Genomic DNA, 13,595 nt, shown 5'->3' with positions numbered 1-13,595 from the left:
TTTATCGTCGCAGTTGAGACTTCGTCACGCGTACGCTCCTCCTGATACAGGTTGGTTGCAGCAGCTTGTTGCCCTTTTAGAGGATCTTCAAGGTTTTGGCTGCTCGCTGGATGGGTTCAAACAATAGCTTTTAATCAGCTCACGTAACAGACGTACTGTCGGCTCAAGACGTGACATTTCCAGGAATTCGCCCGGTTGGTGGGCACAATCGATATCTCCGGGGCCCAGTACCAGCGTCTCGCATCCGAGTTGCTGAAGATAAGGTGCTTCGGTGCCAAACGCCACTGCGGCAGCCTGATGGCCGGTCAAGCGTTCCGCCAGGCGCACCAGCTCGGCATCGGCCGCTTGCTCGAATGGGGGCACGCTGGGAAATAAGGGTGCGTAATCAATCTTGACCTGATGCTGCTCGGCCAGTGGTTTCAGGCGTTGCTGGATTGCCCCACGCAACACCTCCGGCTGCATGCCGGGCAGCGGGCGCAGGTCGAACTCCAGCGAGCATTGCCCGCATATGCGATTGGGGTTGTCTCCGCCATGGATGCAGCCCAGGTTGAGTGTGGGCTGGGGCACGGTGAATTGCGGGTTGTGGTACTCGGCCTGCCACTGTCTACGCAGTTGTTGCAGCTCGCCCATGACCGCCTGCATGGCTTCCAGCGCGCTGTGGCCCAGGCTGGGATCAGAGGAGTGCCCGCTCTGGCCAAGGATATCGATACGCTCCATCATGATGCCCTTGTGCATGCGGATCGGCTTCAGGCCTGTCGGCTCGCCAATCACCGCCGCTCGTCCCAGTGGTCGCCCGGCATCAGCCAAGGCACGGGCGCCGGACATCGAGCTTTCTTCATCGCAGGTGGCCAAAATCAGCAAGGGCTGCTTGAACGGCTGGTTGAGCAATGGCCGGACGGCCTCGATAATCAGCGCAAAGAAACCTTTCATGTCGCACGAGCCAAGGCCCAGCCAGCGGCCATCGACCTCGGTCAGCTTCAGCGGATCGGTCTGCCACAGGGCGGCATCAAAAGGCACGGTGTCGCTGTGCCCGGCCAGCACCAAGCCGCCTGGGCCGGAACCATAACTGGCGAGCAGATTAAATTTGCCTGGGGTGACTTCCTGCGTCTCGCAGGCAAAGCCAAGGCTTTCCAGCCAACTCGACAACAGCTCGATCACCGCGCGGTTGGTCTGATCCCAATGGGCCTGGGTGCAGCTCACCGACGGCGCGGCAATCAGTGCGGCAAATTGCTCTTTAAAGCTCGGTAGATTCATGGCCAGCCTCCGCTTGCGAGCCCCCATCATAGAAGCAACGCCTGCCAAGATTAAACCACCGAATTGATTTCAGGGTGCAAGGCAAAGCTTACGCAGCCCCAGGGAGTGCCGTACTGCTGTTCTCAGAAACCGCCACGGCGTGGCTGAGCCAGTATCGGCCATAGAACTTGCAAAGGTGGACAAGCTTCGCGTTGTCGCACCCGAGGGGCCATGCGGTTTTTTTAGCCATCAACCCAGGTTAGCGGGTTGATGGCCAGGCCTTATAAAGCGCCGCCAAAAATCGCCCGCAGGATAAAGAAGAAGAAAATCGACAGCGCGGCACCAACCGGCAAGGTGATCAGCCAGGACATGAAGATCTTGCCTATCACGCCCAGGTTCAATGCGCCGATACCCCGGGCGATACCAACGCCCAGAACCGCACCGACCAAGGTATGAGTGGTCGATACTGGCAGGCCTATGGCCGAAGCGCCCACCACTGTGGTTGCAGTGGCCAGTTCAGCAGCAAAGCCACGGCTTGGCGTCAGTTCGGTGATTTCTTTGCCGATGGTGGCGATAACCTTGTAGCCGTAGGTCGCCAGGCCGATAACGATGCCCGCCGCCCCAAGCAGCAACACCCAGCTTGGCAGCGCAGCCTTGGCACCAACCATTTCTCCGCCGGAGTTAATCACCCCGACAATAGCGGCCAGGGGGCCAACGGCTTTGGCCACATCGTTGGAGCCGTGGGCGAATGCCATGGAGCAAGCGGTAAAGATCATCAACACCGCGAACACTTTCTCAACACTGGCAAAGTGGAAGTCTTTATCGGCTTCAACGTCAATCTTGATCCGACTGAGCAAGATGATGCCCAAAATCATTCCCCCCGCGCCGACAGCGACCGAAAGCATAAAGCCTTCACCCGCGGGGAGGTTCAGGCCGATGTGCTTGAGGCCCTTGTTCATGGTCATGATCGAGACCATAAAGCCGGTGGCGAACATATACAGCGGGACAAAGCGCTTGGCGTTGGCAAAGGGCTCATCCGTGTCGATGATCAGTTTCTGCACGCTCATGAACACACCGAATGCGACCACGCCTGACAACACCGGCGACACGACCCAGCTGGCCACGATCGGCATCACGCCAGACCAATGCACGGCATCAAAGGACACACCAACAGCGGCAAAGCCAATAACCGCGCCGACAATCGAATGAGTCGTCGAAACCGGCCAGCCCTTGGTCGAAGCCACCAGCAGCCAGGTGCCCGCCGCCAGCAAGGCGGACATCATTCCAAGCACCATCAACCCGGGGCTGATCATCGATGCATCGACAATCCCGCTCTTGATGGTTTCGGTTACCTGCCCGCCTGCCAGGTAGGCACCGGCGAACTCGAAGATCATGGCGACGAAAATCGCTTGTTTAATGGTCAGGGCACGTGAACCGACCGAGGTCCCCATGGCATTGGCAACATCGTTCGCGCCGACGCCCCAGGCCATGAAAAAACCGAAAAGGCAGGCAAGGACAAGTAGCACGAAGCCGTAGTCCGCAATCAAAGACATAAATAAATTTCCGTCATTCCTAGAAAGAGTACTAACGCTTAGCGCGCCAGCAGTTGTTCCAGTCGGTTACCTACACGTTCAGCGCGGTCGGCTACATCCCCGAGCCACTCGATAACTTTGTAGAGGAACATGACATCGACCGCAGGAAGATCCTTTTCCAGTTTGAACAGCGCACGACGAACAGACACTTGCATCACGTCTGTCTCGCGCTCAATTTCTTCAAGCTCCATGACCATTGACTCAACCAGGGTCGCCTCGCGGCCACCGAAACCGGCCTCGAGCAACGAGTCGAGTTCTTTCATCGCCTTGAGCGCCTGGGCACTGGCATCTACACAGCGCTGCACATAAGTGCGCATCTCGGGCTGCAGCGATGCGGCAATGGTCATGCGCCGGCCAAGCATCAAGCCTGCAATGTCCTTGGCCCGGTTAGCGATTTTGTCCTGTACACTGAGCAGTTCAAGCAGATCCGAACGGGGCACAGGCAGGAATAAGTTTTTCGGCAAGTGCAAGCGCACGCTCTTTTTGAGCTTGTCGGCTTCGTTTTCAAGCCGCGCCATTTCCTGTTGTACCTGTTCTACCTTGTCCCAGTCTTCAGCCATAACGGCTTCGAAAAAAGGTACAAGGTTCGCCGCGCATTCGTGGGCTTTGGCGATATGTTGCTGCATAGGGCCGATGGGTGAACGACCGAACAGGCTTACAAACGGATTGATTGGCATAGGGTGGACCCCTGATTAAAGAAGGCGGCAAGTATACGGATCGCACCTTATGCTCGCCAGCACGGTCATCGGACTGTCACAAATTATACTAGGCGTAAAACGCACCATCATGCTCAAAGAAACAGAAATTAAGTTACGTGTCAGCCGCGAAACCCTTGAAGCCCTGCGGGCTCACCCCTTGCTGAAAAAGCGCAATAAAGCTGGCTGGGAGCAACATGAGCTATTAAATCAATATTTTGATACCCCGGCTCGTGACCTGGCTCAAGCAAAGGTCGCTTTACGCTTGCGCCGAGACGGTGAAGCCATCATTCAAACCCTCAAGACCCGTGGCCAAAGTGTAGCCGGTCTGTCGGAACGCAATGAATGGGACTGGCACCTGACCAAAGCCAAGCTTGATCTGAAAAAGCTGGATGACAACTGCTGGCCGTCCGCGCTGGCCGAACTCGACAAAAAACAGCTAAAACCCATTTTCACCACTGACTTTACTCGCCAGAAGGCCGATATCGCCTGGGGCCGTGGCAAAAGCAAAGTGGTCATCGAGGCCGCCCTGGACCTCGGTAAAGTCATTGCCGACGGTAAAGAAGAAGAAATCTGCGAGCTGGAACTCGAACTGCGCCAAGGCGAGCCAGAGGCACTGCTCGAACTGGCAGCGGAACTTGCAGCAGACCTGCCCTTGATGCCCTGCGACATCAGCAAGGCCGAGCGCGGCTATCGTTTATTCGATGCCGCCAGCTACTCGCTGAGCTTGCCCGCCCCTGAACTCAAGGGCGAAATGAGCCTTGATGATGCCTTTAGTGCGATTGCCTGGCACCTGCTCGCCAGCAGCCAGCGCCTGGCCGAGCAATACCGCTTCAATGGTCATTGGCGCCTGCTCAACGACTGGCTTGAACAACTGGTCGACCTGCGCGCCCTGCTCGGCAGCCTGGGCCAAGCTGCGCCACGCGCCAGCAGCAGCGACCTGCGCCAGATACTCGACAGCTTGCTGAACGACTGGCGCCCACGCCTGCACGCCGGTCAGTGGGATGAAGCAGCCCGCGCAAGCGCACCAGCCCAGTTTGCCGAAGAGCTCAACAACCAGCGTTGGGGCCAGTTATCGCTGAACCTGTCGCGCTGGCTGTTGGCCCGTAGCTGGACGGTTGAACGCAACAACCGTGGTAATCGCCAAGGCGCCGCGCCACTGGCCAACTGGCTGCCAACCCTGATCGCCGAGGAAGGCGCCAGCCTGCAACTCAAGCGCTATCAACAGCAACCAGAAGACCTGGCGGAACAACTGCCGCGCACCGAACGCCTGCTGGCATGGCTGCGGATGGCGCGCAGCACCTTGGACGTTGCCGAAGTTGACCGTCTGTACGGCGAACTGAGCAAGCTCAGCGAATTGGCCCAGCGGGACATCGACGAAGAATGCCTCAATGCCCGTAAAGCCCAAGCCATATCCGTTGCCAGCCTAAAATCCTGGCGCCAACTGGTTAAATAAGCGGCGCCCGCTGCAAACACTGACAAGCCGCGCCTGCAACGGGCGCGGTGGCGAATCAACTAGCGCCGCGAAAATCACCGCTGGCGCAAAATGAAAATCATTGGCGCCCAAAGCCGCTGGCGCATAGGGTTTATAGCTTAGGGCGCAGCGTTTTGCGCTTGCTGAGTGAACAGCAAAAATCTTCAGAAACCACTGGCGCTGACGATAACAAGGTCATAATCCTTAAATCCTGGGTCGCTAATGAAAAGAGTCATCGTTCTGTTATTGGCTGTTCTGCTCTTTACAGGGTGTACCAACCAGAAGTTCAAACAGGAGTACCGCTCCCAGATCAATACGGTCAAGGTGCTTCCCGTCTTGTGGAAACCCACCGAGATAAGCTATCTAGGGCGCGAGCAAGCCTTGGGCGCAGCATTGGGTGCAGGCGTCGGTGCAGGTATAGGTATGGCATCTGGGGCATCGAACCTGGCCACATCCGCTCTAAGCGGAGCAGGCTTTGCAGCAGGTATGCAGGCTGGCAAACTTGCATCGATGTCGACCGTCGACGCAATCCTTTACAACATGGAGTCGTCTGATATCGACTTAGGGGAGCTGGTAAAAAACAGCTTCGAGGAACAACTAGCCGCAAAGAATCATTTCAAGGTCGTCGATGACACTGTGCAGGCTGATGCAGAGATTCAGCTGACTGTTACAAGCTGGGGATTTTCCCTGACCCAAGGGTTCAGCAGCGTGGTCTATCCCACGATCATCGTAACCGGTGTAATGACACGCGGGAATGAACTGATCTGGCAACGCAGTGAGCCGATCACGGCGTTCAACGGCGCCAACACTTATGGATACACGCCGTTACGCTACCGCACAGAACCGGAATTAATTCGTACCGCATTGACAGGGATTGCGCAAATTGTCGACCGATACCTGGTCGAAGACTTAATGGAGTAATTACTTAAGCTCAATGCTCGCTTGGAGTAGATGGCCGGCTCAATGCACCCTTGCAAGTCAACCAGGCGCCCCAGAACAGGCTACTGAAAAAGCGGGTCGCATCGCCAAACCCGGCATCATGCAGGAGCTGTTGCACGGCCGCTTCGGAGTGCGGAGGGTCAGCGCCTTGCAGGATTTTCCCGAGCTTGGCCTTCACTTCATCGGCGCTGGCACCATGCTGTCGCCAGCGTTGCCCCCAGGCGGCAAGCAGTAGGGGTTGGCTGGCATAGGCATAGTGATTGCCCGCGACTATCAGCGGCGCGCCCGGTTTCAGGTGAGCCCGGATTGACTGCAGGATCTGGCGCTTCGCATTGTCACCCTCAAGATGATGAAGCACGCCGATCAAGGTTGCAGCGTCATACGCCTGGTCTGCGCCCAGATCGTCAACATACCCAAGATGCAGGCTCGTTCGTTCAAGCAGATTATTGGTCTTCAACTGTTGCGCTGCGGCCTCCAGCATAGGCGCGGACGGATCAACAGCGGTGAAACGCCAATCCGGCTCCAGCGACGCCATCGCAATAATCTCCTGCGCCGTGCCGCCAGCTCCCACGACCAATATGTTCGCGGGCTGGGCGTTACCCAGGCTTGCCGCCAGCATGCAAGCCGCCAAGTCCTGGCAGGCGTCGTAACCCGCGAGCGCAATGCGGCTCTGGCGGGCATATTCGTTGGCGCGTGAGCTATCGAATTTTTCAGCTGAGTTCAGCGGCGATGATTTCAAGGCAGTTCTCCATGTCCTTGACTCAAGCTACGCCACATCCTGAAATAATAAAAATTCATTAATTTTATAAGATGCATTCCCAAAAGGAATGTTATGTCGATCTTCAAAACAGCCCGCACGAACCTGGGCAGCCAACACTGGAGACTGATCACTCGGGTTAGAGCGAACGATCAAGGGCTTCACAACCACGGACTATCTCATCTTCATTGCCGGTAGCGCGGAGCTGTTCGGTCTGGGAGACTGGCTGTGCCTGGGAGTAAGTGCATGCGAACCTTGCACATGGATCTCCGGACAACAATAAGACTGTTCAAGTAGGTGCTAGCGCTCAAAGCCTTGTTCAAGCGAAAGCAATCGATCACCGCATAGCGCCGAACGAAAACTGCCAAAGGGAAGCCTGTATGAGTTTTAGACGCAATTCGCTGTTGTTGAGTCTGATAGGCGGTTTACTTATAAACCAGACTATCTCTGCTGCCACCGAAACTACGCCGCTGGATGCAAAAGCCAGCACCCCACAACAGCTGGGCTTGATGCAAGGCATACCGCCAGCAGCAGAAAAAGTGGTGAATTTCTCCAATTTCCTGCAATTTCCTTTCACTCGCTGGTCGTTCTCCCATATCCGTGAAGTAGTGCCTACGGTGCAGGTGTCCCGCGGCAGGGGCGCAATAAGCGCTTTACCCCGCGCGGAACGAGACGATATCGACAGCCTGACGTTCACCCCCATAGGCAGCGACAAACCCATGACGTGGGAACAATCGCTCGCGGCCAACTACACCGATGGCATCGTGGTGTTGCATCGTGGAAAACGGGTGTACGAACGCTACTTTGGCGCGCTAAAACCTGAAGGCCAGCACATTGCCTTTTCCGTGACAAAATCCTTTATCGGCACCCTGGCGGCGATGCTGGTTGCCGACGGGACCCTGGACGAAAACGCGCAGGTGTCACGCTATGTACCGGAACTCAAGGACAGCGCTTTTGGCAATGCCACCGTGCGCCAAGTGATGGATATGACCACCAGCATCGATTACTCCGAAGACTATGCCGACCCCAAGGCCGGGGTTTGGGAATACGGCCGCGCTGGGCATCTGATCCCGCGTCCTGCCGGCTACACTGGCGCCACTTCGCTGTACGCCTTCTTGCAAAAACTCAAGGTCGAAGGCGAGCACGGCCAGGCGTTTGCCTACAAGACCGTCAACTCCGACGCCCTGGCCTGGGTGGTTCAGCGGGCAACGGGCAAACCCTTTGCCGAACTGCTGCAAGAGCGGATCTGGAGCAAACTGGGTGCAGAACAGGACGCCTATCTCATGGTTGATGAAGTAGGCACTGGCTTTGCCGGCGGTGGTTTCAATGCCAGCCTGCGGGATATGGCCCGCTTCGGCGAAGCCATGCGCCTCAATGGCCACTTCAACGGCCAGCAGATCATCCCCGAAAGCGTGGTTGCCGATATCCGCAAGGGCGGGGACCAGAGCCAATTTGCCAAGACAGGCTACAAAACCTTGCCGGGCTGGAGCTACCGCAATATGTGGTGCGTCGCCAGCAACGACCATCAGGTATTTACCGCGCGTGGTATCTACGGCCAAACCATCTATGTGGACCCCAAGGCCGAAATGGTGATTGCCCGCTTTGCTTCCTATCCGGTGGCGACTAACTCACGGATCGATCCGACTTCACTGCCAGCCTACACGGCCCTAGCCAACTTGCTGATGGCCAGCGACAAGTAAGGTGTTCCCCTTTATTGGCCAGCGGCCCTGCAGCCGCTGGCCAGGCATGTGGTACAGGCCGAACAAGCAGGAGGGGACGCAAACAGGTCTAGACGCTTTCAGCCCCCTTCTGCCGCAAGACTTGCATCAGCCGCTCGACAACCTGAAACTCCACAGCCCCTTCACTGGCGCCCGCCTCAAACACGGCACAGCAGGCCGAAGCGTCCCCATGGCTGATACGGTAGGCGGCAATTACGCTGCCTGGCCCGCAACCTGTGTGCCCACATAGGGAATGGCCGCCATCAATTGAGCCCTGCATTACACCAAGGCCATAGCCCGGCGTGATCCATGGCCGCCCGGGAATCGGACCGCCCAATACTCGTGCGCCCTGCATTTGCTGAAGCAACTCCATGGACAGAAGATCCCCAGCGAAGAGTCGATCCAGAAATAACGCAGCTTGCGAAACCGGGCCAAGCAGCACGCCATGATAGACCCACGCGGGATCATAATCGGCACGTCCCAAATGGGTGCTTTGTAAATCTGCTCGCGTTTTGGCAAAGCGAACATTCATCAGGCCCAAAGGGATGAGCGCCCGTTGAGTCAACGCATCATCAAGCGTCAGGTCAGTCAGCCGTTCAATAAGCCGACCGACAAGCAAGTAGCCAAGGTTCGAGTAACGCCAGCCGGTTCCGGGGCTGTATCGAAGCCGAGCCCCATCAAGGCGCTGCATCATTTCATCCGCCGACCATGCTGGCTCATTATTGGCAACGGCTGCGTGATACTCCGCAAGCTCGCCATAATCGGCGAGCCCGGCCTCATGCCGCAGTAGCTGGCGCAAGGTAAAAGGTTGGCCAGCGACTCTGTCGTCCAGGCCCACCAGCCCATCACGCACCAGCGTCAAGGCTGTAGCTGCCAGGACTGTTTTAGTAAAACTCCACCAGGGCACCACCGGCTCTGGCCGATCATTGGTGAGAAGCTGACCATTAACTACCAGTGAACTCAGCATTGGCTTCCTTGGAGGGTTGAGCGGCCCGACAAGATATCTCATTAGGCCACGCGTACTCGAATCCAAGAGCGATTGAAATCAACATCGACTCACATGGGACGCTTTTCTACCCAGTTTCGATATTGACGAGTGCGAAAGATCGCTGCGAGCTGTTGCAGGACAAGCGCGCGCAGCGGTGACACATTCGGATGGGTTTTCTTGTCGCGACTGAGTTTGAGCAATTGAAACTTGACGACCGCCATGTTCGCCAAAGACGCGACGGTTTTGTTTTTCCAGGTGATCGGCGGCAATTGCGGAGCGTTATCCTTACCCTGGAACCAATCACGGGGCAGGTACGGATCAATGGCCAAGGCAGTCCCGATACCCACCATGTCGACGCCGCTTTGGACGACCATTTCGGCAACCGGGCGCCGCCGTATGCCTCCGGTGACCATTATGGGCATTCTGGCCACGGTCTGGATGTCACGCGCGAACTCTACAAAGTAGGCCTCGCGAGCCAGAGTATTGCCATCACGCGCCTCGCCCTGCATGGCAGGGACTTCATAACTGCCGCCAGATAATTCCACAAGTTCCACAGCCAGGTCGTTAAGTAATTCAACCACCTTCTTGGCGTCATCGGCGGTGAATCCACCCCGCTGGAAATCGGCCGAATTGAGTTTGACCGCCACCGCGAAATCCTTAGAAACCACGGCCCTGACCGCCTTGACAATCTCGACCAGCAAACGCGCCCGGTTTTCCAGGGAGCCGCCCCAGTCGTCGGTTCTTTGATTGGTCAGAGGCGAAAGGAACTGGCTCAATAAATAACCATGGGCAGCGTGGATTTCCACACCGGTGAAACCGGCTTGCTCGCCAAGAAGGGCAGTATTGGCAAAACGCTGAATCACCTCTTCAATCACGCTTTGGCTCATCGCATGAGGCGTGGCGAATCGTTTAGAAAGCTTGCCCAGACTCAATGGTATCGCCGACGGCGCCCAGGTCTTTTGCCCGAGATTTGCCTGCATCTGCCGGCCTGGATGATTAATCTGCAACCAGAACTGAGCTCCACCTGATCGACCGATTCGCGCCCAGCGTCTGAACTTCTCCAGTTGTTGCTCATCCTGCAGTACCACACCGCCCGGCCCAGTCATGGCGCGGCCGTCGACCATCACATTGCCGGTGATGATCAGCCCCGCCCCACCGTCGGCCCAGGCTTGATAAAGGCGCATCAGTGCTTCGGATGGCGCTTGCTCCAGGTCCGCCATGTTCTCTTCCATGGCAGCTTTGGCGATGCGGTTCTTGATAGTCGAACCATTGGGAAGTTGCAGGGTGTCGAACACATTCATGGGGCGATCCTCAATTGACATGGAATCACTTTAAGATTGAAGTGAACTTTAAGGTCAATGTCTTTTTGATGTTATTTGACCCTCACCGAGAAGCGTCGACGAATTAGCCAGCGCACCAGCAACAAAGGGGTTGACCTTAAAGCGAGGTTTAAGCTGAGCATGAAGGACCCGCACAACGAACCGAGCCTGAATGATGCTCAAGACCCTTGTTTCCTGTACCTGGATATTGATAGGCGGTGCTTTCATGACTTTTGCAAAGGCTGAACCCAATGTTTCAACCGCAATTGTGGAGGATCGCCAGATACTGGTGATCATGACCAATCACGCCAGCTATCCGTCGCGAGCCGACACCACGGGGCTGTGGCTGACCGAATTGACGCACTTCACCGATGTGGTGGAGGCGGCCGGCTACACAACGGTGTTTGCCAGCCCAAAGGGTGGCGCGGTTCCACTGGATGAGCGCAGCCTTGGCTGGCTCTACATGGACAAGGCTGCCCGCAAGCACTTGCAGTCCCCGGCCTTTCGCGCCCGCTTGCAAAACACACTACCTATTGCCGATATCGACCCGGCGCGGTTTAGCGCCATCTATTTCACCGGAGGCCATGGCGTGATGTGGGATTTCCCGAAGAATCCAGATCTGCGGCGCGCAGCTGAAACCATCTACAACCGGGGTGGTATTGTATCGGCTGTCTGTCATGGCGTTGCAGGCCTGCTTGAGCTAAGGGATGAGCAAGGCCACTTGATCGTCAAGGGCAAGAGTCTCACCGGATTCTCCAATCTGGAGGAGCGCCTTTCAGGCATGAACAACCAAGTGCCCTTTTTCCTCGAGAGCACACTGGTGAGCCAGGGTGCGCGCTATCGCAAGAACTGGCTGCCCTTCATTTAATTTGTCATCACCGACGGCAGGCTCGTAACGGGACAAACCCCTCAATCGCCAAAAGCAGTAGCTGAAGCGGTGGTAAGCCAGCTTGCAGCAGACAGGGCAATACGCTGACACCTCTTCATACCTGCTGAAAACCCACGCGCGAGCTGCCCCTGTTTTTACGCTTGACCTTAAACTTAAGTTTAACGTTAAGGTTATTTCAAGCCGCTTTTCTGAATGTGGCCCTGGCCGACGCCATCAAGCAGATGCACTCGACTTGGAGAGACACAGATTGAAATTCACAAGCATCGTTTTAACAGGATTGCTGTTCAGCACCATTACCAGCCATGCGTTGGCGCAGACGCCGGAAATGCCCAGCCAAAGCGACACGACCCTGATCGATATCGCAGGTCACCAGGTGCCCGTCGTCAAGGGCGGGCTGTACGACCGCTTCCGCTCCAACCCGCCGCTGTCGGTGATTGCAACTGAAGTACCGGGCGTCGACCTGAGCTGGTTCAAAGGGCTGGAGAAGAACAAGGTTGATATCGGCTTTGAATCCTACTCACCCAACTTTTACTACCAGAACAGTCGCGTCACGGCTGTCTATACGGCAGATCTGGACAGGCTTAGAGCACTGATGCCAGCTGAAGTACTGGACAGCGTGCAACCCCTGCAGATCTGGCCAGGTCGTGGCTTGATCGCCTTTACCGCGTACCACTACGAACATTGCGATAACGACACCTATAACGAAATCGCGTTGTCCATCATCACCAACAAGCCCGGCCACTCCAACCTGGGTCCGCTGACACTGGTCGGTCAGTCGATGTCTGGCGACTTCTGGGGTTATGTACTCAAATTGCCGGTCAATACAGAGCTTGCGCGGGTGCGCGGTGTTGTCGGTTACAACCTGCCGAAATGGTTGACCGAGATTGAGCGCAAGGAGGATGCCCAGTCTGTGGTCTATGCCATCACCGACAGCCAGACCGGAAAAGTGGATCTGTCCTTCACTGCGAAGAAGCTCGACGATCTATCGCGTGATATTGATATCGTCACGAGCAGCTTCACCAACCTGGATCACCAAGGCCAGCTGGCCTATGGATATGCCGTTTCCCGCCAGCTCAGCCATGGCTCGAGCAGCAGTGCGGATTCGGCCACCCTTACATTGGGCGACGGCAGCCTGTCGAACTACATCCGCACCCTGAAACTAGGCAAGCTGATGAAGTACGAATACGTACCTGAGTTCCAGAGCGCGCTCTACGCACCGCAACCGCTGGCAACCCTGGTTGGCGAACCCTAGGATCTGTTGTGCCCGTCAGGCCTTGGAAACCTGGCGGGCGGCTTTACCCTTGGCAGCGACAGCATCACCCCGGCCTGAAGCCCCAGCCTCATCACGCAGGCGATGCAACAACATCTGCGCATTGTCCGCACAGGCCATGCCCTCGGGCTTAGCCTCGATACCCTTGATGACCAGCAGAAGCTGGGCTTTGTTCGGGGAAAGCCGTTGCTGCAGGATTTCGATTTCCGCAACCTTTTGCTTAAGCCCATCAAGCAACTCATCGTGCTGCCAGCCATTGGCATTCATCGGCATTAACTGCCGGATCTCTTCCAATGAAAAACCTGCGGCCTGAGCGCCGGTAATGATTTGCAAAACCCACTCGGTATCAGGCGCGTAATCCCTATAGCCATTGGCTTTGCGCTCGACGGACTTGATCAGGCCGCTGGCCTCGTAGAAGCGAATGCGTGAAGGCGCCAAGCCGCTGATTTTCGCCAGTTCACCTATTCTCATATCTCACCCAGAAAGCTATTAACCTTAATCCTGACTTTAAACCTAAAGCCAGTAGCCAGCCAAAGGTTTGCGAAGCAGAATGCTTAAAACCTGATCAGGCTAGGTCCGCGACAAGCCGGCAACCAAGGCCTGGACCGATCTATGCGCGTCGCTAATGGGCAATAACTACGGCGAACAGAAAAATTACCAAACCCGGAGATAACCGCCCCTCATACGAGACGGACAAACGCTTGGCATGACAAAGCCCGGC

General features: G+C 56.5%; 11 protein-coding genes and 1 pseudogene. 5 read left to right on the top strand and 7 right to left on the bottom strand.

Annotation, left to right across the window (positions count from 1 at the left end):
- Positions 1–87 precede the first annotated feature (87 nt).
- The 3 genes from argE to PSES9_RS0118360 form a co-directional block, all read right to left on the bottom strand.
- Positions 88–1,254 (bottom strand): acetylornithine deacetylase, encoded by a 1,167-nt coding sequence (argE, locus tag PSES9_RS0118370; protein ID WP_010489434.1) that lies wholly within the window; start codon positions 1,252–1,254, stop codon positions 88–90.
- A 260-nt stretch (positions 1,255–1,514) separates the two neighbouring features.
- The gene (locus tag PSES9_RS0118365) at positions 1,515–2,786 is read right to left on the bottom strand and encodes an inorganic phosphate transporter (RefSeq protein WP_010489432.1); all 1,272 of its coding nucleotides are present in this window, start codon (positions 2,784–2,786) and stop codon (positions 1,515–1,517) included.
- Positions 2,787–2,824: 38 nt separating this feature from the next.
- Positions 2,825–3,502, bottom strand: a complete 678-nt coding sequence (locus PSES9_RS0118360; RefSeq protein WP_010489430.1) for a TIGR00153 family protein — start codon at positions 3,500–3,502, stop codon at positions 2,825–2,827.
- 109 nt (positions 3,503–3,611) lie between these two features.
- Between PSES9_RS0118360 and PSES9_RS0118355 the strand changes: the two genes are divergently transcribed.
- Together PSES9_RS0118355 and PSES9_RS0118350 are read left to right on the top strand one after the other, a co-directional pair.
- Positions 3,612–4,976: a CYTH domain-containing protein gene (locus tag PSES9_RS0118355; protein WP_010489429.1), complete on the top strand. Its 1,365-nt coding sequence runs from the start codon at positions 3,612–3,614 to the stop codon at positions 4,974–4,976.
- 240 nt (positions 4,977–5,216) lie between these two features.
- Positions 5,217–5,915, top strand: a complete 699-nt coding sequence (locus tag PSES9_RS0118350) for a hypothetical protein (protein ID WP_010489427.1) — start codon at positions 5,217–5,219, stop codon at positions 5,913–5,915.
- A 10-nt stretch (positions 5,916–5,925) separates the two neighbouring features.
- Here the strand turns inward: PSES9_RS0118350 and PSES9_RS0118345 are convergent, their stop codons facing one another.
- Positions 5,926–6,672 (bottom strand): class I SAM-dependent methyltransferase, encoded by a 747-nt coding sequence (locus PSES9_RS0118345; RefSeq protein ID WP_010489424.1) that lies wholly within the window; start codon positions 6,670–6,672, stop codon positions 5,926–5,928.
- A 398-nt stretch (positions 6,673–7,070) separates the two neighbouring features.
- Between PSES9_RS0118345 and PSES9_RS0118340 the strand changes: the two genes are divergently transcribed.
- Positions 7,071–8,390: a serine hydrolase domain-containing protein gene (locus PSES9_RS0118340; RefSeq protein ID WP_010489421.1), complete on the top strand. Its 1,320-nt coding sequence runs from the start codon at positions 7,071–7,073 to the stop codon at positions 8,388–8,390.
- Positions 8,391–8,478: 88 nt separating this feature from the next.
- Here PSES9_RS0118340 and PSES9_RS0118335 read toward each other — a convergent pair whose 3' ends face one another.
- Positions 8,479–9,375, bottom strand: coding sequence for a serine hydrolase domain-containing protein (locus tag PSES9_RS0118335; protein ID WP_010489420.1), 897 nt, complete (start codon positions 9,373–9,375; stop codon positions 8,479–8,481).
- 89 nt (positions 9,376–9,464) lie between these two features.
- Positions 9,465–10,697, bottom strand: a complete 1,233-nt coding sequence (locus PSES9_RS0118330) for an NADH:flavin oxidoreductase/NADH oxidase family protein (RefSeq protein ID WP_010489419.1) — start codon at positions 10,695–10,697, stop codon at positions 9,465–9,467.
- A 244-nt stretch (positions 10,698–10,941) separates the two neighbouring features.
- Here PSES9_RS0118330 and PSES9_RS23895 point away from each other — a divergent pair.
- Positions 10,942–11,691, top strand: a pseudogene (locus PSES9_RS23895) (type 1 glutamine amidotransferase domain-containing protein).
- Positions 11,692–11,851: 160 nt separating this feature from the next.
- Positions 11,852–12,856: a hypothetical protein gene (locus PSES9_RS0118320; RefSeq protein WP_010489417.1), complete on the top strand. Its 1,005-nt coding sequence runs from the start codon at positions 11,852–11,854 to the stop codon at positions 12,854–12,856.
- 15 nt (positions 12,857–12,871) lie between these two features.
- Here PSES9_RS0118320 and PSES9_RS0118315 read toward each other — a convergent pair whose 3' ends face one another.
- The gene (locus tag PSES9_RS0118315) at positions 12,872–13,345 is read right to left on the bottom strand and encodes a MerR family transcriptional regulator (RefSeq protein WP_010489416.1); all 474 of its coding nucleotides are present in this window, start codon (positions 13,343–13,345) and stop codon (positions 12,872–12,874) included.
- Between the last annotated feature and the right edge of the window lie 250 nt (positions 13,346–13,595).

Source organism: Pseudomonas sp. S9, assembly GCF_000222125.1.
GTDB lineage: Bacteria > Pseudomonadota > Gammaproteobacteria > Pseudomonadales > Pseudomonadaceae > Aquipseudomonas > Aquipseudomonas segetis.
The sequence above is the reverse complement of the archived record's forward strand: the minus strand, read 5'-3'. Positions and strand labels throughout refer to the sequence as shown.